Origin of the sequence: uncultured Friedmanniella sp., from assembly GCF_964244005.1 — a bacterium.
Lineage (GTDB): Bacteria > Actinomycetota > Actinomycetes > Propionibacteriales > Propionibacteriaceae > Microlunatus.
The window spans coordinates 97,777-117,435 of the sequence record NZ_CAXTHG010000011.1; the positions used below are offsets into that span (position 1 = coordinate 97,777).

At 72.0% G+C, this 19,659-nt stretch carries 18 protein-coding genes and 2 tRNA genes; 17 read left to right on the forward strand and 3 right to left on the reverse strand.

The window, feature by feature from the left end:
- Positions 1-5 precede the first annotated feature (5 nt).
- Together ACFE76_RS09240 and ACFE76_RS09245 are read right to left on the reverse strand one after the other, a co-directional pair.
- Positions 6-1,259: an MFS transporter gene (locus tag ACFE76_RS09240; RefSeq protein ID WP_375431454.1), complete on the reverse strand. Its 1,254-nt coding sequence runs from the start codon at positions 1,257-1,259 to the stop codon at positions 6-8.
- Between the two features lie 96 nt (positions 1,260-1,355).
- On the reverse strand, positions 1,356-2,024 hold the full coding sequence (locus ACFE76_RS09245) for a TetR/AcrR family transcriptional regulator (protein ID WP_375431455.1): 669 nt from the start codon (positions 2,022-2,024) through the stop codon (positions 1,356-1,358).
- Positions 2,025-2,117: 93 nt separating this feature from the next.
- Here ACFE76_RS09245 and ACFE76_RS09250 point away from each other — a divergent pair.
- The 13 genes from ACFE76_RS09250 (at position 2,118) to ACFE76_RS09310 (ending at position 15,322) form a co-directional block, all read left to right on the forward strand.
- Positions 2,118-2,196: transfer RNA gene (locus tag ACFE76_RS09250), tRNA-Gln, on the forward strand.
- 29 nt (positions 2,197-2,225) lie between these two features.
- Positions 2,226-3,704 (forward strand): bifunctional UDP-N-acetylglucosamine diphosphorylase/glucosamine-1-phosphate N-acetyltransferase GlmU, encoded by a 1,479-nt coding sequence (gene glmU / locus ACFE76_RS09255; RefSeq protein WP_375431456.1) that lies wholly within the window; start codon positions 2,226-2,228, stop codon positions 3,702-3,704.
- A 32-nt stretch (positions 3,705-3,736) separates the two neighbouring features.
- On the forward strand, positions 3,737-4,678 hold the full coding sequence (locus ACFE76_RS09260; RefSeq protein WP_375431457.1) for a ribose-phosphate diphosphokinase: 942 nt from the start codon (positions 3,737-3,739) through the stop codon (positions 4,676-4,678).
- A gap of 86 nt (positions 4,679-4,764) precedes the next feature.
- On the forward strand, positions 4,765-5,394 hold the full coding sequence (locus ACFE76_RS09265; protein WP_375431458.1) for a hypothetical protein: 630 nt from the start codon (positions 4,765-4,767) through the stop codon (positions 5,392-5,394).
- A complete protein-coding gene (locus tag ACFE76_RS09270) occupies positions 5,369-6,214 on the forward strand; it encodes a hypothetical protein (RefSeq protein ID WP_375431459.1) in 846 nt (281 codons plus the stop codon). Before ACFE76_RS09265 ends, ACFE76_RS09270 begins: the two co-directional genes overlap by 26 nt.
- Before the next feature lie 193 nt (positions 6,215-6,407).
- On the forward strand, positions 6,408-7,073 hold the full coding sequence (locus tag ACFE76_RS09275) for a 50S ribosomal protein L25/general stress protein Ctc (protein WP_375431460.1): 666 nt from the start codon (positions 6,408-6,410) through the stop codon (positions 7,071-7,073).
- A gap of 22 nt (positions 7,074-7,095) precedes the next feature.
- A complete protein-coding gene (gene pth / locus ACFE76_RS09280; protein WP_375431461.1) occupies positions 7,096-7,683 on the forward strand; it encodes an aminoacyl-tRNA hydrolase in 588 nt (195 codons plus the stop codon).
- 233 nt (positions 7,684-7,916) lie between these two features.
- Complete coding sequence (gene mfd / locus ACFE76_RS09285; RefSeq protein ID WP_375431462.1) at positions 7,917-11,519, forward strand: transcription-repair coupling factor; 3,603 nt, start codon at positions 7,917-7,919, stop codon at positions 11,517-11,519.
- Between the two features lie 62 nt (positions 11,520-11,581).
- Positions 11,582-12,148, forward strand: a complete 567-nt coding sequence (locus ACFE76_RS09290) for a hypothetical protein (protein ID WP_375431463.1) — start codon at positions 11,582-11,584, stop codon at positions 12,146-12,148.
- Positions 12,149-12,228: 80 nt separating this feature from the next.
- Complete coding sequence (locus ACFE76_RS09295) at positions 12,229-12,879, forward strand: MazG family protein (protein WP_375431499.1); 651 nt, start codon at positions 12,229-12,231, stop codon at positions 12,877-12,879.
- 9 nt (positions 12,880-12,888) lie between these two features.
- Entirely contained in the window at positions 12,889-13,269 is a 381-nt protein-coding gene (locus ACFE76_RS09300; RefSeq protein ID WP_375431464.1) for a hypothetical protein, read from the forward strand.
- Between the two features lie 144 nt (positions 13,270-13,413).
- Positions 13,414-14,691, forward strand: a complete 1,278-nt coding sequence (eno, locus tag ACFE76_RS09305; protein ID WP_375431465.1) for a phosphopyruvate hydratase — start codon at positions 13,414-13,416, stop codon at positions 14,689-14,691.
- A gap of 133 nt (positions 14,692-14,824) precedes the next feature.
- Positions 14,825-15,322: a septum formation initiator family protein gene (locus ACFE76_RS09310; RefSeq protein WP_375431466.1), complete on the forward strand. Its 498-nt coding sequence runs from the start codon at positions 14,825-14,827 to the stop codon at positions 15,320-15,322.
- 120 nt (positions 15,323-15,442) lie between these two features.
- On the opposite strand, the gene ACFE76_RS09315 is transcribed toward ACFE76_RS09310, so the two are convergent.
- On the reverse strand, positions 15,443-16,360 hold the full coding sequence (locus ACFE76_RS09315; RefSeq protein WP_375431467.1) for a 1-phosphofructokinase family hexose kinase: 918 nt from the start codon (positions 16,358-16,360) through the stop codon (positions 15,443-15,445).
- A 51-nt stretch (positions 16,361-16,411) separates the two neighbouring features.
- On the opposite strand from ACFE76_RS09315, the gene ACFE76_RS09320 reads away from it, so the two are divergent.
- From ACFE76_RS09320 to ACFE76_RS09335, 4 genes are all read left to right on the forward strand, one after another.
- Complete coding sequence (locus ACFE76_RS09320) at positions 16,412-16,933, forward strand: DUF501 domain-containing protein (protein WP_375431468.1); 522 nt, start codon at positions 16,412-16,414, stop codon at positions 16,931-16,933.
- Complete coding sequence (locus ACFE76_RS09325) at positions 16,930-17,859, forward strand: exopolyphosphatase (RefSeq protein WP_375431469.1); 930 nt, start codon at positions 16,930-16,932, stop codon at positions 17,857-17,859. Before ACFE76_RS09320 ends, ACFE76_RS09325 begins: the two co-directional genes overlap by 4 nt.
- 4 nt (positions 17,860-17,863) lie before the next feature.
- Positions 17,864-19,561: a metallophosphoesterase gene (locus tag ACFE76_RS09330; protein WP_375431470.1), complete on the forward strand. Its 1,698-nt coding sequence runs from the start codon at positions 17,864-17,866 to the stop codon at positions 19,559-19,561.
- 23 nt (positions 19,562-19,584) lie between these two features.
- Positions 19,585-19,657: transfer RNA gene (locus ACFE76_RS09335), tRNA-Leu, on the forward strand.
- Positions 19,658-19,659: the final 2 nt, after the last annotated feature.

Sequence of the window (19,659 nt, forward strand, 5' to 3'; positions counted from 1 at the left end):
AAATGCTACGTCTGGGCGGCAGGGGCCCCGGCGTCCAGATCGGCGTCGCTCCTCGGCTGCGCTAGATCGGCGTCGCTCCGCGGAAGGGTGGCGGCCAGGGCGATGATCCCGGCGCAGAGGATCGCCGGGACGGCCATCGCGTGGTGGATGCCCAGGTGCCGGACTCCGAAGCCGATCACGGCCGGACCCATCAGAAAGGCCGCGTAGCCGAAGGTGACGACCACGGCCAGCACCCGACCGCCGCCGAGGTGCCCGGCGACGGCGTAGACCTGCGGGGCGATCATGCCCACGCCGAAACCGACCAGCGACCAGCCGACCACCAGCAGCGGCAGCGTCGAGACCAACGTCACCATCGCGTAGCCCAGGGCCGCGCAGATCCCGCCGAACCGGACGACTGCCCGCCGGCCGAAGCGCGCCACGAGGCGGTCACCGAGCAGCCGGATCACCACCATGAAGCCACTGACGGCGATCAGCCCGAGCGCGCCGGTCGTCGGGTCGACGCGGGCGACGTCGGTGACGTGCAGTGAGGACCAGTCGACGGCCGTGCCCTCGGACAAGCCGAACGCGAGCGCCATCGCGCCGAGAATCCAGGCGGCACGCGGGATCCGCGTCCGGACGCCGTCCACCCGGTGCGGCACGGTCGCCGTCTGCGGGGTGATCTTGATCAACACGACCCAGATCAGCAACGCGACGGCGGCGATGCTGATCATCAACGGGGTCACGATCGCGCCACCGGTGATCCCCAGGCCCTTGGCCATGATCAACACCGCACCGGCGCCGGCAAAGCCGCCCAGGGAGAAGTAGGCGTGGAACGAGCTCATGATCGGCCGGCGGCGTGCGGCCTCGACCTGGACGGCAACGGCGTTCATGCTGACGTCCATCGCCCCGTTGCCGAGCCCGAGCAAGATCAACCCGACCACCGCGACCCCGTACGTGGGCGCCAGGGCGATGGTGAGGGCCGCCGCGACCAAGATCGGCAGCGCGGCCAACGCCACGGTCCGGGCGCCGATCGCGTCGGCGAGCCGGCCGCCGACCTGCATCGACAAGATGCCGGCGAGCCCGGCGCAGAACAGCATGATCGCGATCGAGGTGTCGCCGATCCCGAGCTTGTCGCGCAACGACGGCAGTGCGCCACCGTTGCCGCCCAGCAGCAGGCCGTTGACCGCGAACATCGTGGTGACCGCCCCAGCGGCGAGCCGGGAGGCCAGCGGGTTGGCGTCCGCGGTGGTCGTGGGCACGGGCGGGGAGGTGGTGGTCATGGTCGGGCCTGTTCTGTTGCGCGATCTTCTGTATCGATTAAGTCCGGCCTACGCTACGTTGCTGGGCCCAGCCGGGGCAAACCGGCGGGAGGCTGCTCAGGGGGTCGACAGGGTGACCAGGGAGGGGTCGGGCTGCAGGTGGCTGAGCCCGTTCCAAGCCAGGTTGACCAGGTGCGCGGCGACCTCGGCCTTGCGCGGCGACTGCGCGTCCAGCCACCACTGGCCGGTGACCGCGACCATGCCGACGAGCATCTGCGCGTACATCGGCGCGGTCTTGGGCTGCAGGCCGCGGCGGCTGAACTCGGCCGCCAGGATGCCCTCGACCCGCGAGGCGACGTCGCTGAGGATGGTGGCGAACGAGCCGCCCGCGTTGCCGAGAGAGGAGTCGCGGGCCAGGATCCGGAAGCCGTCGCGGTGGGCCTCGATGTAGTCGAGCAGCGCCAACGTGGCCTGCTCGAGCAGCTCGCGCTGGTGGCCGGAGGTGAGCGAGGCGCGGATGCCGTCGAGCAGGGTGCGGACCTCGCGGTCGACCACCACCGCGTAGAGGCCTTCCTTGCCGCCGAAGTGCTCGTACACGACGGGCTTGCTGACCTCGGCCCGGGCCGCGATCTCCTCCACCGACGTGCCGTCGAAGCCGCGGGCGGCGAAGAGCGCGCGCGAGACCTCGATCAGCTGCTCGCGCCGGTCCGCGCCGGACATCCGCACCCGACCCGGTCGCCGGGCGCGCGTCGACTCGCGCCGGTCGGCGTTCGCAGCGTCAGCCATGACGGCCAGTCTGGGCGTTGGTCGGTCGCGGTGGAAATCGGACCGTTCGTGTGGGCATTACTCTGTATCCCGGTCGGTCGACGTACCGGTCGTTCCCCGGTTGGTCTGCCGGTAGGGCCCGCCTGACTTTGAATCAGGACTAGCGACGTAGGTTCGACTCCTACCCGGGGAGCTCCCACCCGTACCCGACGAAGGAGCGCGATGACCGGACAGCCTGACCCGCCGCCCCCGGGAGCGCTCGACGCCGAGCCTGTTGCTGCGGTGATCGTGCTCGCGGCCGGCGAGGGCACGCGGATGCGGTCGGCTCGCTCCAAGCTGTTGCACGAGCTTGGCGGGCACTCGATGCTCAGCTATGCCGTGACCGCCGCCACGATGCTGCGACCCGAGCACGTCGTGGTCGTCGTCGGCCACCGGCGCGACCAGGTGGAGGCGCACCTCGCCGAGGTCGCGTCCCACGTCACCACCGTGGTGCAGGAGGAGCAGCGGGGGACCGGCCACGCGGTCCAGGTCGCCCTCGCCGCGCTGCCTGCCCTGACCGGTGCGGTGGTCGTGACCTACGGCGACGTCCCGCTGCTGACCGGGGACACCCTGGCCGAGCTCGTCGCCGCCCACCGCGCCGAGGCGGCCGCGGTGACCGTGCTGACCGCCCAGGTGGGCGACCCGACCGGGTACGGCCGGGTCGTCCGCGACCGCAGCGGCCACGTGCAGGCGATCGTCGAGCACCGCGACGCCGATCCGAGCCAGCTCACCATCTCCGAGATCAACTCCGGCATCTACGTCTTCGAGGCCTCGGCGCTGGCCGACGGACTGGCCGGGCTGCGGCCCGACAACAGCCAGGGCGAGCTCTACCTGACCGACGTCCTGGCTGCGGCCCGGAGCGCGGGCCAGACCGTCACCGCGTACCCGATCGAGGACGTCTGGCAGGTCGAGGGCGTCAACGACCGGATCCAGCTGTCCCGGCTCAACGCCGAGCTCAACCGACGGGTGCTGGAGCGCTGGATGCGCGCAGGCGTGACCGTCGTCGACCCCGCGACCACCTGGGTGCACGCCTCCGTCGACCTCGCCGAGGACGTCACGCTCCTGCCGGGCACGAGCCTGGAGGGCGCGACCTCGGTGGCCGCCGGCGCGACGATCGGCCCGGACACCTCCCTGGTCGACGTCGAGGTGGGCCAGAACGCGGTCGTCATCCGCACCCACGGCTCGCTCAGCGTGCTGGGCCCCGACACCTCCGTCGGCCCGTACGCCTACCTGCGGCCGGGTACCCGGCTCGGGGCCGGCGGCAAGATCGGCACCTTTGTGGAGACCAAGAACGCCCGGATCGGCGCCGGAGCCAAGGCGCCCCACCTGTCCTACGTGGGCGACGCCGAGATCGCCGACGGCGCCAACATCGGCGCCGGCGTGGTCTTCGCCAACTACGACGGCGTGCACAAGGCCGTCAGCACGGTCGGCGCGTACAGCTTCGTGGGCAGCAACTCGGTGCTGACCGCACCGGTACACATCGCCGACGGCGCGTACGTGGCCGCGGGCTCCACCATCACCAGCGACGTCGCCGCCGGCGAGCTGGCGGTGGGCCGGGGGCAGCAACGCAACATCAGGGGCTGGGTGCTGCGCAAGCGGGCCGGCACGAAGACGGCTCGCGCGGCCGCCGCCGCAGCCGAGAACGATGGTGGGCCGGCGTGACCGGGCTGAAGCGGCCGAACGAGAAGCACCTGATGCTTTTTTCCGGGCGGGCCTATCCGGAGCTGGCGGCCGAGGTCGCCGAGCTGATGGGGGTCGAGATCGTCCCCACCCGGGCGCTCAACTACGCCAACTCCGAGATCTACGTCCGCTTTGAGGAGTCGGTCCGCGGCTCGGACGCGTACGTGCTGCAGAGCCACGCCGCTCCGGTCAACGAGTGGGTGATGGAGCAGCTGATCATGGTCGACGCGCTCAAGCGGGCCTCGGCCAAGCGGATCACCGTCGTCGCGCCCTTCTACCCGTACGCGCGCCAGGACAAGAAGCACCGCGGCCGGGAGCCGATCTCGGCGCGGCTGATGGCCGACCTGTTCAAGACCGCCGGGGCGAACCGGCTGATGTCGGTCGACCTGCACGCGGCCCAGATCCAGGGCTTCTTCGACGGGCCGGTCGACCACCTGTGGGCGCTGCCCGTGCTCAGCCGGTACATCTCCGACCGCTACGACACCTCAGAGATGACCGTGGTCTCCCCGGACGCCGGTCGGGTCCGCCTCGCGGACATGTGGACCGACCAGCTCGGCTGCTCGCTGGCGATCATCCACAAGCGCCGGGACCCGAACGTGGCCAACACGGTCGCGGTGCACGAGGTGGTCGGCGACGTCCGCGGCAAGGTCTGTCTGCTGGTCGACGACATGATCGACACCGCGGGCACGATCTGCCAGGCGGCCGAGGCGCTGAAGGCTCGCGGGGCCAAGGCGGTGATCGCCGCCGCCACGCACGCGGTCCTGTCCGGGCCTGCGGTGGAGCGGCTGACCGCCACCGGCTTCGAGGAGGTCATCGTGACCAACACGCTGCCGATCCCGGCCGAGCGGCGGATCCCCGGCCTGACGGTGCTCTCCATCGCCCCGCTGCTGGCCCGGGCCATCCGCGAGGTCTTCGAGGACGGGTCGGTGACCAGCCTGTTCGACGGGCAGAGCTGACGGGCTCAACGTCGCGATCTGGCTCTAGCGCGGTCGGTGCCGGGTTTGGCAGGATCAGCACCCACAACTCGAGGACGAGGTGGGCGATGCGCTGGGACTATCGGCTGGTCGAGAGCGTCTTCGTGTTCACCGGGACGCGTACCTTTCTCCACTACGACGGGGACGAGATCCCGGAGGACGCCTCACCCGAGGGCGAAGCCGAAGATCTCGCCTCAGTGCAGTCGACAGTGCTGCTGGGCCAGCGGGGTGATGCCGGCGCAGGCGCCCAGACGCTCGAGCTGTCCGACCGCCGAGACCTCGACTTTGCCCTCGGCCTGACCGACGACGAGCGGCTCACGTCACTGACGTTCAAGAGCACCGGGGTGGGTGCTCGCGTGGTGGCCGCCGGCGCCAAGCTGCTCGGCACGGTGATCGGCATCGGCGCCCGGGCAGTCGGGCCCGGTCGGAGAATCGACGGTCCACCCGCGGAGGAGACGGCGCGCGCATCAGCGAAGGAGCTGCGCGACTACGCCGAGCGAGCCTGGCAGCACCAGGAGGGGCAAGGGCTGATCAAGCGTCGGGCGGAGTGCGCCGATCTGGTCGACCGCCTGCTCGAAGCCCAGCTCGCAGTGGACGCTGACGGTCGACGCCGCCGGCGGCGACGTCGAGGCGCTGACGCGGTCCCGCCGGATCGACTACCTGCTCGCGGAGGTGCGGGCCGAGATCGGACGGATTGACGCGCGCAAGGCGGCCCAGCTGGCCAGCTGGCTCCCCACCCGTACGGAGTCGGTCACGTTCGAGCTGTCGACCGCGCACGCCTATCGAGGTGACGGCCGCCCTCCTCGTGGCGGACCTGGCGGTCGGGCCCAAGAGGTGTGGGACGCCCTCGGGCTGGCCGTCCAGATCGGGCCGCCGGACACGAGTGTCGAGGTGGGGCCCGTCGAGCTCGAGACCGTGACCTCGGACAGGGACGACGAGGAACCGCTGGTGCGCTGGCGGGTCCCGCGACGCGTCCAGGTGACGATCTGGCGGCGAGCCGACAGCGGCCCGGTGCTGGAGAGCAGCGACCAGCAGTGGGTCGTCGACGAGCACTGCGACACCCGCACGCTGCCGCTGCGGGAGCGGCTGTTCGGCAGCTCCTCGGCCAACATCACGTTCGGCCCGCTCGGGGCGCCCTCTCTGGTGACCACCGGGTCCACCAGCGCTGCGGGGGCCCTCGGGGACGCCCTCGGCGGGGTGCCGGCCGACGTGGCCGCCGGACTCGCCTCGGCCACCTCACTGACGTCAGGGGTGACCGGACTGCTGGACGCCGGGGCGGAGCGTCAGCTGGCCGGGGTGAAGCGCCGGGTCGAGCTGCAGCAGAAACGGCTCGAGCTCCTCGGCTCCGCAGCGACCGAGGACGACTACGTCAAGCTGAAGGTTCTGCAGCAGCGGGTGGAGATCGCGGATGCCGAGGGCAAGCTGCTGCCGCCGGACGAGCTGGCGGTGCTCAAGGGCGAGGTCGAGCTGCTCAAGCAGCGACGCGAGCTCGAGAAGCTCCTGCACCCGGACACGTGAGCCCAGCAAGTCCGCCGAGCGCAGCTTTCCCCGTAGCGCCAGGGTCGGCTAGGGTAGCCAGGTTGCCTCGGCGAGGGTCGCAGACCGTGATCGACGATGGGTGGGTCGGCAAGACTGACCCCGAGTCGTACGGACCGCACCCCTCCCAGGTCAGCCGAGTCCCACCCCGCAAGTTTCCTGAGGAGTTCGTTTCGTGCCCGAGGTCAAGCTCACCGCCGAAGTTCGTACCGAGTTCGGCAAGGGCGCTGCCCGCCGCATCCGCCGTGCCGACAAGGTGCCCGCCGTCCTGTACGGCCACGGCACCGACCCCATCCACATCAGCCTGCCCGGGCACGAGACGCTGCTCGCGCTGCGTACCGCGAACGCGCTGCTGTCGATCGACGTCAACGGCACCTCGCAGCTGGCGCTGCCCAAGCAGGTCCAGCGCGACCCGCTGAAGCACACCATCGAGCACGTCGACCTCGTGCTGGTCCGCAGCGGCGAGAAGGTCACCGTCGAGGTCGCCATCCTGATCCAGGGTGAAGCCGGTCCGGAGACCCTCGTCGTGGTCGACCGCAACAGCGTCTCGATCGAGGCCGAGGCCACCCACATCCCGACCGAGATCACCGTCTCGATCGAGGGGCTCGCCGCCGGCACCCAGATCCTCGCGTCCGACCTGTTGCTGCCCGAGGGCTCGACGCTCGACATCGACCCCGACGCGCTGATCGTCAACATCACCGGCGCCCAGTCCGAGGCGGCCCTGGAGGCCGAGCTCGCGGCGGCCGAGGCCGAGGCCGGCATCGAGCCGACCATCGCCGAGGGCGACGAGGTCACCGACACCGACGAGAGCGCGACGTCGGAGGACGACGAGCAGTCCTAGTCGGTCCAGCCAGGACCCGCTCGTGCTGCCCTGGTTGGTGGTCGGGCTCGGTAACCCGGGCCCGACTTACGCCGGTCACCGCCACAACGTCGGTTTCGGCGTGGTCGAGGAGCTCGCGTCCCGGACGGGCGCGCGCTTCAGCTCGGCGCGACCCATCAAGGCCGAGGTGGCCGAGAGTCGCCTCGGCCCCCCAGGCACGGCGGATGCGCCGCGGCTGCTGCTGAGCAAGTCGCGGACGTACATGAACGAGACCGGGGGACCGGTCTCGGGTCTGCTCCGCTACCACAAGATCACCGTCGACCGGCTGGTCGTGGTGCACGACGAGCTCGACATCGACCCGGGCCAGCTGCGGGTCAAGTTCGGCGGCGGCGACAACGGGCACAACGGGTTGCGCTCGATCCGCGCCTCGCTCGGCACCGGCGACTACTACCGCGTCCGGGTCGGTGTCGGCCGCCCGCCCGGCCGCCAGGACCCGGCCGACTACCTGCTCAGCAACTTCGCCGCCCGCGACCGCGAGAGCCTGGCCGTGGAGATCGTCCGGGCCGCCGACGCCGTCGAGTCCCTGGTCACCGCCGGCCTCGAGCGCACCCAGAGCGCCTTCAACTCCTGACGCCAGCTATGCGCCCTGAGCTTGGTCGTTGGCCCGAAGTTGACGCGCCCTGAGCCTGTCGAAGGCCTCGAAGAGGTTGCGCTGACCGTCAGAAAGAGCTGCCGCAACCCCTTCGGGGCCCTCGACGAGCTCGGGACGCGTTGCTGAATTCGCATCTGCGTGTCAGGGGATGGTCAGATCAGCCGCCGGCTTCAGCGGTTGGGCGGCTTTCGGGCGGCCTGTAAGTTTGACCGGTGACATTGTCGGGACTGGTTGACCTTTTCTGCACCGATCCCACCCTCGCCGCCACCCTGGACGACGCACGCGTCCGGCGGCTGACGGCCCTCGACCTGACCTCGCCGCCGTCGATGCGGCCGCTGGTGGCGGCTGCGCTGGCGGCCTCGACCGACCGCGGCGGAGCCGACCGGCCGGTGCTGGTCGTCACCTCCACCTACCGCGAGGCCGAGGACGTCACGGCCGCGCTGCAGTCGCTCGCCGGGGACGAGGCCGTCGCCTACTACCCCGCCTGGGAGACGCTGCCGCACGAGCGACTGAGCCCGCGCTCGGACACCGTCGGCCGCCGGCTCGCCGTGCTGCGCCGGCTGGCCGGCAACAGTCCCGAACCGGCGCCGCGGGTCGTCGTCGCGCCCGTCCGCAGCGTGCTGCAGCCGCAGGTGAAGGGGTTGGGCAACCTGCTGCCTGTCCGGCTCGTGGCCGGTGCGGACCACCACCTCGGCGATCTGGCGAACGCCCTGGTCAACGCTGCGTACATCCGGGTGGACCTGGTCGAGCGCCGCGGCGAGTTCGCCGTTCGCGGCGGCATCCTGGACGTCTTCCCGCCCACCGAGGAGCATCCGGTCCGGATCGACTTCTTCGGCGACACCGTCGAGGAGATCCGCTACTTCACCGTCGCCGACCAGCGTTCCAGCGAGTTCACCCTGACCGAGGTCACCGCCTCGCCGTGCCGGGAGCTGCTGCTCACCGACGCCGTCCGCGCTCGCGCCGCCGCGCTCGCCACCCAGCACCCCGAGCTCGGCGAGATGCTGGAGCGGATCGCGCAGGGGCACGCGGTGGACGGGATGGAGGCGCTGTCACCGGTGCTGGTCGACGGGATGGAGCTGCTGGTCGACCTGATGCCGCCGGAGACCCACGTCCTGGTCTGCGACCCCGAGCTCGTCCGCGGTCGGGCGATCGACCTGGTCAAGACCAGCGAGGAGTTCCTGAAGGCCTCCTGGGCGGCCGCCGCCGGGGGCGGTCAGGCGCCGGTCGACCTCGGCGCCTCCTCCTACCAACCGCTAGCCGACGTACGCGCCGCCGCCCTCGCGCGCGGGCTGGCCTGGTGGACGCTGTCGCCCTTCAGCGCCGGCCCCGGCTCAGATCCGTCGACAGGCTCGCGAAGCGTTGTCCGCACCGACGACGGCGAGGTCGTCGACCTGCGTACCACGGTCAGCGGTACGGGCGTCGAGTCCCGCACCATCGCCGGCCACGTCGCCGAGGGCCACCGCGGTGACACCGAGGCGGCGATCGCCGACATCGCACGCCGCGTCCGCGACGGCTGGCGGGTCGTCCTGGTCGCTGAGGGCAAGGGCACCAGCCACCGCTACGCCGAGGTGGCGGTCGAGCACGAGCTGGCGGTGCGCGAGCAGCCCGACCTGCAGGAGCCGCCCGCGGCGGGCTTCATCACCATCGTGACGGGCGGGCTGGTCGCCGGCTTCGTGGCCGATGAGCTCAAGCTCGCCGTCTACACCACCACCGACCTCTCGGGTGCTCGGCCGCCGGACAAGTCCGCGCGCAAGATGCCCGGCCGGCGCAAGAACCAGATCGACCCGCTCGAGCTCACCCCGGGCGATCCGGTGGTGCACGCTCAGCACGGTGTCGGCCGCTACCGGGAGATGGTGCAGCGCACCGTCCAGGACGCGACGCGGGAGTACCTGCTGATCGAGTACGCCCCGTCCAAGCGCGGCCAACCGGGTGACCGGCTCTTCGTGCCGATGGACTCACTCGACCAGGTCACCCGCTACGTCGGCGGTGAGAACCCGACCCTGGACAAGATGGGCGGTGCCGACTGGAACAAGCGCAAGGGTCGCGCGCGCAAGGCGGTGCGCGAGATCGCGGCTGAGCTGATCAAGCTGTACGCGGCCCGCCAGGCCACCCGCGGCCACGCGTTCTCACCCGACACGACCTGGCAACGTGAGCTCGAGGACGCGTTCAACTTCGTCGAGACCCCCGACCAGCTCTCGGCGATCGAGGAGGTCAAGCGCGACATGGAGCAGGTCGTGCCGATGGACCGGCTGATCTGCGGCGACGTCGGCTACGGCAAGACCGAGATCGCCGTCCGGGCCGCGTTCAAGGCCGTCCAGGACGGCTACCAGGTGGCGATCCTGGTGCCGACCACGCTGCTGGTGCAGCAGCACCACGCGACCTTCGCCGACCGGTACGCCGGCTTCCCGGTCACCGTGGCGCCGCTCAGCCGCTTCCAGAGCGAGGCCGAGACCAAGGCCACCATCGAGGGCGTCGCCGAGGGCAAGGTCGACGTCGTGGTCGGCACCCACCGGCTGCTCGGCGGGGAGGTGACGTTCAAGAACCTGGGCCTGGTGATCATCGACGAGGAGCAGCGCTTCGGCGTCGAGCACAAGGAGCAGCTCAAGCGGCTGCGTACCCACGTCGACGTGCTCGCCATGTCGGCCACGCCCATCCCCCGGACGCTCGAGATGGCGATCACCGGCATCCGCGAGATGAGCACGATCGCCACCCCGCCCGAGGAACGGCACCCGGTGCTCACCTTCGCCGGCCCGTACGACGAGGCCCAGGTCACCGCAGCAATCCGCCGCGAGCTGAGCCGCGAGGGCCAGGTGTTCTTCGTCCACAACCGGGTGCAGAGCATCGACAAGGTCGCCCGGCGGATCACCGAGCTGGTGCCCGAGGCGCGGGTCGTCACCGCGCACGGCCAGATGAGCGAGCAGCGCCTCGAGCAGGTGATGGTCGACTTCTGGGAACGCCGCGCTGACGTCCTCGTCTCCACCACGATCGTCGAGGCTGGTCTCGACATCGCCACGGCCAACACCCTGCTGATCGACCGCGCCGACCTGCTGGGCCTCTCCCAGCTGCACCAGATCCGGGGCCGGGTGGGGCGGGGCCGTGAGCGCGGCTACGCCTACTTCATGTACCCGCCGGACCGGCCGCTGACCGAGGCGGCGCACGACCGGCTCGCCACCATCGCCGCGCACACCGACCTCGGCGCCGGGATGGCGATCGCGATGAAGGACCTGGAGATCCGCGGCGCCGGCAACATGCTGGGCGGTGAGCAGTCCGGCCACATCGCCGACGTCGGCTTCGACCTCTACATCCGGCTCGTGGGCGAGGCGGTTGCGGAGTACCGCGGCGGTGACGCCGAGCCTGACCCGGAGGTCCGGATCGAGCTGCCGATCGACGCGCACCTGCCGACCGACTACGTCGAGTCCGAACGGCTGCGGCTGGAGATGTACAAGCGGCTGGCCGAGGTCCGCGCCGAAGCCGACCTCAAGGCGGTCGAGGCTGAGCTGCACGACCGCTACGGCACGCCACCGGCCGTGGTCGCGAACCTGCTCGAGGTCGCCCGCTTCCGACTGGTCGCCCGCCTTGCCGGGCTGCGCGAGATCGTCAGCCAGGGCAACCACATCCGTTTCGGTCCGGCCGACCTGGCGGACTCGAAGCGGCTGCGCCTGCAGCGGCTCTATCCGCGGTCGCTGGTCAAGGAGACGGCCAACTTCATCCTGGTGCCCCGGCCGATGAGCGCCACGGTCGGCGGACCGGCGGTCAAGGACACCGAGCTGCTCGCCTGGTGCACGAAGGTGATCAACGACGTCTTCATCAGCTGAGCAGCGGGCACGGCGCTGCCGTTAAGATCGCTCGCGACCCGCAGACGAACCGAGGATGACCGATGAAGCTCATGTCCGTACCGCGCTGGCCCTCCGGGGTCGGGCACCGTCCCGCCCGGTTGCTCGTGGCGACGGCGCTGGTCGGGCTCACCCTGACCGGCTGCTCCAAGGCTGACCCGGGCGTCGCCGCGTACGTCGGCGACGACGAGGTGACCCAGACCCAGGTCGACCAGGCGGTCAAGGGCCTCGCGTCCATCGTCGAAGCCGGCCAGACCGTCTCGGTCGAAGCGGTGGTGAACGCGCTCATCCAGGGCGAGCTGGCCGAGCAGATCGCCGCGGAGCAGAAGATCCCGCTCACCGACGCGGCCCGGACCGCCGTGCTGAAGGGGACGAACCTCGCCGACCTGGTCAACGTGGCCGACGCGCAGCCGGTGGTCTACGACGTCGCGGACCAGGCGATCGTGGCCCAGAAGCTGGGCAACGCGGCCTACCTCGACCAGGTCAAGACCCGCAGCGTCACCCTCAACCCCCGCTACGGCGTCCTCGACCCGACGCAGAAGACGATCGTCAGCGACCAGTCCGGCTCGCTGTCGGTGCCCGCCCCGAACCCGCCGGTGGCTGCGCCCTGACCTCGACCGAGGGGGGCGAGCCGGTCCCGGTCGCCGACCCCGCCGGCGCGCTGCCCGAGGTGGCCCGGCTCGTCGCGGTGATGGCCGTGCTGCGGCGGTGCTGCCCGTGGGACGCCGAGCAGACCCACCGAACGCTCGTGCAGTACCTGGTCGAGGAGGCGATGGAGACCGTAGAGGCGATCGAGTCCGGCGACTCCACCGACCTACGCGAAGAGCTCGGCGACCTGCTGCTGCAGGTCGTGTTCCACGCCGAGATCAGCGAGGTGTTCGCGCTGGAGGACGTGGCCCGCGGGGTCGCCGACAAGCTGGTCGCCCGGCACCCGCACGTCTTCACCGACGACACCGTCCCCCTCGACCTGCACGCCACCTGGGAGGCGCGCAAGGCGGTCGAGAAGGGCCGGACCTCTGCCCTGCAAGGGATCCCGGAACAGCTGTCGGCGCTGGCGCGGGGCCACAAGATCATCGCGCGAGCCCGGTCCCGGCAGGTGCCGCTGGTCTTGCCCGGCGAGCCGGTGACAGCCGAGACCGTCGGCGCCGAGGTGCTCGCCCTGGTCGCGCGCGCCCACGCGTCCGGGGTCGACCCCGACCAGGCCGTCCGGGACGCCGTCCGCGCCCTGGAGCGGCAGGTCGTGTCGGCCGAGACCGTGACGGCCGAGACCGTGACGGCCGAGACCGTGACGGCCGAGACCGTGACGTCTGAGACCGTGACGTCCGAGCCGGGCGGCCACTAGGCTGCGGTCATGTCCGAGCCCGACCGGCCGTACCGACGCACCGAGGTTCGGAGCGACGTCGAGGCTGCCCTGGCGGCGCGGCGCGAGCTCGGACCCGAGTACGACGAGCACATCGCCGGCGGGCTGGCCGACCGGGTCGAGGAGCTCGTCGCCTACCGTACGGCCGAGCTGCGGCACCGCGGCGAGCTGCCGGACGCCACCCTGGAGCTGGCCCGGACCGCCCAGCGGCAGGGCTTCGTGCTGGGCATCATCTCCCTCGGCGTCGGGGTCCCGATCACCGCGATCAGCGCCGCGAACGTCGAGCCCGGGCTGCTCGGGATCGCCGTCTCCTGGGCCGGCATCGTCGGGGTCAACCTGGCCCACAGGTTCAGCAGCCGCCGTCGGGACTGACCAGGTGTGGGCCATCGCGGCCTGACCCGCCGGGGGCGCCTCGACGCTACGGCCACTTCCCGCCGCTAGGGTGAGGCCAGCACCTGAATCAGACGTCCCGCGGTCGCTGGAGCAGTCGGGGCACCCACCGAGAGGCAGCAGTTCGTGGCGAGTATCGAGTTCGTCGGCGCCCGTGAGATCTTGGACTCACGCGGCAACCCCACGGTCGAGGTGGAGGTCATCCTCGACGACGCGTCGGAGGGTCGGGCGGCAGTTCCCTCGGGCGCCTCGACCGGTGCGTTCGAGGCGGTCGAGCTGCGGGACGGCGATGCCCGCTACGGCGGCAAGGGCGTCAGCAAGGCTGTCCTCGGGGTGATCGACCAGCTCGGGCCCGAGCTGGTCGGCTACGAGGCGAGCGAGCAGCGGCTGATCGACCAGGCGATGATCGACCTGGACGGTACCGAGAACAAGTCCAACCTGGGCGCGAACGCGATTCTCGGCGTCTCGCTGGCCGTGGCCCACGCCGCCGCGAACTCCGCCGACCTGCCGCTCTACCGCTACGTCGGCGGCCCGAACGCCCACGTGCTGCCGGTGCCGATGATGAACATCGTGAACGGTGGCTCGCACGCCGACTCCGACGTGGACATCCAGGAATTCATGATCGCGCCGATCGGCGCCAGCACCTTCCGGGACGCCGTCGAGATGGGGGCCAGCGTCTACCACTCGCTCAAGTCGGTGCTGAAGAAGCGCGGCCTGTCGACCGGCCTGGGCGACGAGGGCGGCTTCGCTCCCAACCTGCCCGCCAACGTCGCCGCGCTCGAGCTGATCTCGACCGCGGTGGAGGCCACCGGGCTCACCCTCGGCACCGACATCGCCCTCGCGCTGGACGCGGCGAGCAGCGAGTTCTTTCGCGACGGGGTCTACCACTGGGAGGGCGGCACCAAGTCGGCTGAGGAGATGACGGCGATCTACGAGCAGTGGATCACCGACTTCCCGATCGTCTCGCTCGAGGACCCGCTGGCCGAGGACGACTGGGCGGGCTGGAGCGCGCTGGTCGCCCGGATCGGCGACCGCGTCCAGGTGGTCGGTGACGACCTGTTCGTCACCAACGTGACTCGGCTGCAGCGCGGCATCACCGAGAAGGCCGCCAGCGCGCTGCTGGTCAAGGTCAACCAGATCGGCTCGCTGACCGAGACCCTCGACGCCGTTGACCTCGCCCACCGGGCCGGGTTCCGCTGCATGATGAGCCACCGTTCGGGCGAGACCGAGGACACCACGATCGCGGACCTGGCCGTCGCCACGAACTGCGGCCAGATCAAGTCCGGCGCACCGGCCAGGACCGACCGGGTGGCCAAGTACAACCAGCTGCTGCGGATCGAGGAGGACCTCGACGACGCGGCCCGCTACGCCGGCGCCGCCGCCTTCCCGAGGTTTAGTGCCTAGCTCACCCGGCCCCCGGCCCCCGGCCCGGCCTGGTGCCGGTCCGGGGCGCAGCCGCACCCGGACGCGCCCGGCCTCGCGGCCGGGGTCCTCGGCGAGCGCGTCCTCGCCCACGAGCCCGGCCAGCCCGACCGCCGTGGACGAGCCGGACCTCGAACCGGTCCGCCGGAGCGGCGGTCGTTCGAACGTCACCACCCGGGCCATCGCCTTGGTGGTGGTGCTGCTCGTGCTGGTGATCTCCTACGCCTCCAGCCTGCGGATCTACTTCTCCCAGGCGCACGAGATCTCGGCCACGCGGGTCGAGATCGCCGACCACCAACGGCAGATCTCGCAGCTGCAGGGCGAGCTGGCGCAGTGGGACAACCCCGACCACGTCCGGACCGAGGCACGGCAGCGGCTCGGCTGGGTGGTGCCGGGCGAGACCGGCTACCAGGTCGTCGGCTCCGACGGTCAGCCGTTGGGCGGCGGCGCGGCGATCCAGGGCGAGTCCGGTCCCGCCGACGCGCCGCAGGACGCCTGGTGGGCCAAGCTGTGGGGTTCGGTGGAGGCGGCCGACCAGCCTGCGCCGGTCAAGAAGAAGAAGGTCGACTCCGGCCCGATCACCGACAAGACCAAGCCGAAGGGCTCCGGCTAGCCCGACGATGACCTGGCGGCAGCGAGCCTGGTGGCGCCCCGGGTTGCTGGACTCTGGGCTCGCTCCCGGTGATCTTCGCGTCAGCGTGGTCGTCGGCCACGACCGGGGTGCGCTGATCGTTCAGTCGAGCCGGGTCTCGGCGGCGATCCGGCGGGCGAGCGCCCGGTCGAAGTGGGCCTGACCGGGCACCAGGGCGTTGGCGACGGCACAGCCCGTGCCCAGCCGGACGGCGGCCGCCAGGCTCAGGTCGTCGTCGAGGGCCGCCACCAGTCCGCCGAGAAAGGAGTCCCCGCTGCCGACCGGGAAGGCGCCGCGCAACGTCGGCGCCGCCACCCGGATGACGCCACCGTCGTCGACCGCCACGGCGCCGGCCGTACCGTCGGTCAGCACGACCGCGGCACCCGTCCGGTCCCGGATCTCCACCGCCATCAGGGCCAGGTCGTCGCCCGGGCAGCGGCCCAGCAGCTCGGCCGCCTCGGCCCGGTTGATCTTGATCAGCGCCGGACCGGCTGCCGCCGACGCGGGCAACGACTCGCCGTGCGTGTCGACGGCCACGGCCGTCCCGCACGAGCGGCCGAGCCCGATCAGCTCGGCCACGGCGTCGGCCGAACCTGACGGTCCGCGGCCCGACACCGACAGCCAGCCGGGACGCTGGCGCAGCTGCCGCCGTACGGTCTCGGCAAAGCGGGTCAGGACCCCGGCGGCCACCGCCCGCGAGTCCTCATAGATCTCGGTCAGCTCGCCGGAGTCGGCGGCGGCGACGGAGACGCAGGTGCGGGTCTCGACCCCGGACGGGACCGACACCTGCGACATTCCCTCCGCCGCGGCGAGCGCGGCGACGCGGTCCCCGGTCGACCCGCCCAGCAGGGTGACCACGACGACGTCAGCGCCCATGGCGCGCGCCGCCCGCGCCATGTTCAGCGCCTTGCCCCCGGCGACCGCGACCGGTTCCGTGGTCCGGTGCATCCGCCCCAACCGGTACGAGCCCAGCTGGTACGTCAGGTCGAGCGACGGGCTCAGCGCAGCGACCGTGATCACGCGGGAAGCCTAACGACGCCGGAGGCGCGGCGCGGCTGAGAGACTGAACTCGTGCGCGAACCCCTGACGGCCGAGGACGAGGCTGCGGTGACGGCCCAGCTGCAGCGCCCCCCACGTGGGGTCGCGGGCGTGGCGTACCGATGCCCGTGCGGCCGGCCCGCCGTGGTGGCGACCCGGCCGCGGCTGGCCGACGGCACCCCGTTCCCCACCACGTACTACCTCACCTGTCCCCGCGCCACCGCTGCGTGCTCGACGCTGGAGGCGCAGGGGGTGATGGCCCAGATGACCGGCCGGCTGGCCGAGGACGCCGAGCTCGCGACCGCGTACCGGGCGGCGCACGAGGCCTACCTGAGCGACCGGGCCGAGCTGGGCGAGGTGCCCGAGATCGACGGCGTCAGCGCCGGCGGGATGCCCGACCGGGTCAAGTGCCTTCACGTCCTCGCCGCCCACAGCCTGGCCGCCGGCCCCGGGGTCAACCCGCTGGGCGATGAGACCCTCGGCGCCGTGGGCGACTTCTGGCGGCGGCCCTGCCTCGACGCGCAGTCCCGGAAGCCGGCGGGAGAGCGCCCGTGACCCGGGTGGCGGCCGTCGACTGCGGCACCAACTCGATCCGGCTGCTGATCGCCGAGGCCGGACGCGACGGGAGCCTCGTCGAGCTCGACCGGCGGACCGAGATCGTCCGGCTCGGCCAGGGCATCGACGCGACCGGGGAGTTTCACCCGGACGCGCTGCGGCGGACGTTCGTCGCCACCGACGCGTACGCCGCCCTGATCCGCGACGCCGGCGTGACCCCGGCGCACGTGCGCTTCGTCGCCACCTCCGCCGCCCGCGACGCGCGGAACCGCGAGGTCTTCTTCGCCGGCATCGAGCAGCGGCTCGGCGTCACCCCGGAGGTGATCAGCGGCGACACCGAGGCGGCGCTGTCGTTCGCCGGGGCGCTGAGCCGGATCCGACCGGACGCCGAGCCGGTGCTGGTGGTCGACATCGGCGGCGGTTCCACCGAGCTGATCGTCGGCGACGCGGCCGGCAGCGTGATGCGGGCCGCGTCCTTGGACGTCGGCTCGGTGCGGCTCACCGAACGCTTCCTGCCGGTGGGCCCCCCGGCTCCCGCTGCGGTCGCGGCCGCCGCTGCAGCCGTCGACGCACTGCTCGACGGCAGCGGGATCGACTTCGGCTCCGTCGGCACCTGGATCGGCGTGGCCGGGACGGCGACCACCCTGGCCGGGGTCCACCTGGGCCTGGAGACCTACGACCGCACCCGGGTCCACGGCGCGGTGATCGACCTGCCAGGGTTGCACGCGTTGTTCCGGCGGCTGGCCGCGAGCACGGTCGAGGAGATCCGCGCGCTGCCCTCGATGCACCCGGGCCGTGCCGACGTCGTCACCGCCGGCACCCTGATCGCCGTCCGCATCGCCGACCGGCTGCACGTGGACGGCCTGCTGGTCAGCGAGTCCGACATCCTCGACGGCACCGCGCTCCGGCTGCTGCAGCACGTGTGACCAGATGCCCCGACGTCGAGATCCCCGGTCCCGCGACCTGCTGCTCGCCCGTCAGCGCAGCCTGCTCCTCGTGCTCGCGCGGCAGGCCGCCCGGGTCCGGTCCCGCCGGACGCTGCTGCTCGGACTGGCGCGCGCCCTCGGCGTGACCCTGCTGGCCGCCCTGCTCGCGGCCCCGTTCGCCGCGGCCTGGGGGATCGGCCACGCCGAGGTGCAGGACTACCTCGGCCCCAACCGGGTCCGCTTCGCCACCAACTTCTCCGGCGAGATCGAGGCCGACCTCGGCCCGATCGGCAACGCCTACCTGCCCAGCCCGGCGACACCGATCGGGGTGACCGCGACCGTCGGCAGCGTCGGCTCGGCGGCACAGAGCCTCGGCTCGCTGTTCTCCGAGCAGACCCTGGCGGCCTACGTCGACCTCTACGCCGACCCGCAGCTCGCGCTGCAAGGCATCATCGACCGGCTCGAGGTGGACGCGCTGGGCAAGGCGGTGCAGGCGGAAGCGCTGCTGCTGACTGCGTTCGCGCTCTGGCGGCTGCGCAGCCGGCTGCTCAGCCCGTGGGTCGCACGGCTTGCGACCCGGCGGCGCACGGCGGCGGTCTACCTCACGGTGATGGCCGTCGTCCTCGGCTCCGTGCTGAGCCCGCGAGCCCCCGACGGCAGCCGCTATCCGGTCGAGGTCGCGGCCGGCACCCCGTACGCCGACCTCACGGTCGACAGCGGCGCGCTCGCGGACCTGCTCGACCGGGGCGTCACCGGCGTCACCCTGCTCAGCGGCCGGCAGCAGCGGGCGGTCCAGACCTACGTCGACAGCGCCGTGCAGAGCCTGTCGGCGCAGGTCGAGCGGCTGCCACGGGCCGAGCCGGGGGAGACGATGCTGCTCGGCTTCAGCGATCTGCACTGCAACCAGGCGATGACCGAGCTGATCGGCCGGCTGGCGCGGGTCACCGCGCCCCGGATCCTGCTCAGCTCCGGCGACGACACGGTCAACGGCACCGCCGTGGAAAAGACGTGCATCCGGCGGGAGGCGGCGATCTATTCGGAGGTGCCGTTCGTCGGCGCGAGCGGCAACCACGACTCGAACGTCACCGAGTCCCAGATGCGAGCCGACCAGATGGTGGTGCTCAACGGCAGCACGGTCGCCGCCGCCGGCCTGCAGGTGCTCGGCGACGACGACCCCGAGCACAACATCCCGTTCTCCCAGGACCGCGACTCCGACCGGCCCGAGACCGAGGAGGAGATGGGCCGACGGCTGATCGCGGCGGCGGGCTCCCGGCCGGTCGACGTGCTGCTGGTGCACCAGCCCGCGGCGTCGGTGGTGCTGATGAGCGCACCGGACCCGCCGGCCCGGCTGATCGCCTGGGGCCACTTCCACTCCCAGGCCGGCCCGACCGTGGTCTACCACGCCGACGGCTCGTGGACCGTCGGCATGCAGGAGGGGACGGCGGGTGGGGTCAAGCAGCCGACCATCACCTCGTTCAGCACGCCGTTCTCGCCGCCGCTGATCAACGCCGACGTCTACTTCTACTTCCGCGACGACGCCACCGGGCTGATCACCGGCGTCCAGCCGGTCCACGTCACCCCGGACGCCCGGGTCGTCGTCGACGAGCGGATCCGCACCGGCGACCTCGCTCAGCTGCCGGCCGAGACCCGGCTGCGGTTGAGCGCCGGCCGGGAGACGCCCACCCCCACCCCCACCGGCTGAGCGCTAGCATCGCAGCGGCCCGGGCCCCCGTAGCCCAACGGCAGAGGCAGGCGGCTTAAACCCGCCACAGTGTGGGTTCGAGTCCCATCGGGGGCACC

Excerpts from the sequence above, each read along its gene's own strand:
- ACFE76_RS09290 (WP_375431463.1), top strand. The coding sequence starts at position 11,582 with ATGAAGCTCATGTCCGTACCGCGCTGGCCCTCCGGGGTCGGGCACCGT.
- ACFE76_RS09295 (WP_375431499.1), top strand. The coding sequence starts at position 12,229 with ATGGCCGTGCTGCGGCGGTGCTGCCCGTGGGACGCCGAGCAGACCCAC.
- ACFE76_RS09245 (WP_375431455.1), bottom strand. The coding sequence starts at position 2,024 with ATGGCTGACGCTGCGAACGCCGACCGGCGCGAGTCGACGCGCGCCCGG.
- ACFE76_RS09265 (WP_375431458.1), top strand. The coding sequence starts at position 4,765 with ATGCGCTGGGACTATCGGCTGGTCGAGAGCGTCTTCGTGTTCACCGGG.
- ACFE76_RS09240 (WP_375431454.1), bottom strand. The coding sequence starts at position 1,259 with ATGACCACCACCTCCCCGCCCGTGCCCACGACCACCGCGGACGCCAAC.
- ACFE76_RS09330 (WP_375431470.1), top strand. The coding sequence starts at position 17,864 with ATGCCCCGACGTCGAGATCCCCGGTCCCGCGACCTGCTGCTCGCCCGT.
- glmU (WP_375431456.1), top strand. The coding sequence starts at position 2,226 with ATGACCGGACAGCCTGACCCGCCGCCCCCGGGAGCGCTCGACGCCGAG.
- ACFE76_RS09300 (WP_375431464.1), top strand. The coding sequence starts at position 12,889 with ATGTCCGAGCCCGACCGGCCGTACCGACGCACCGAGGTTCGGAGCGAC.
- ACFE76_RS09260 (WP_375431457.1), top strand. The coding sequence starts at position 3,737 with ATGCTTTTTTCCGGGCGGGCCTATCCGGAGCTGGCGGCCGAGGTCGCC.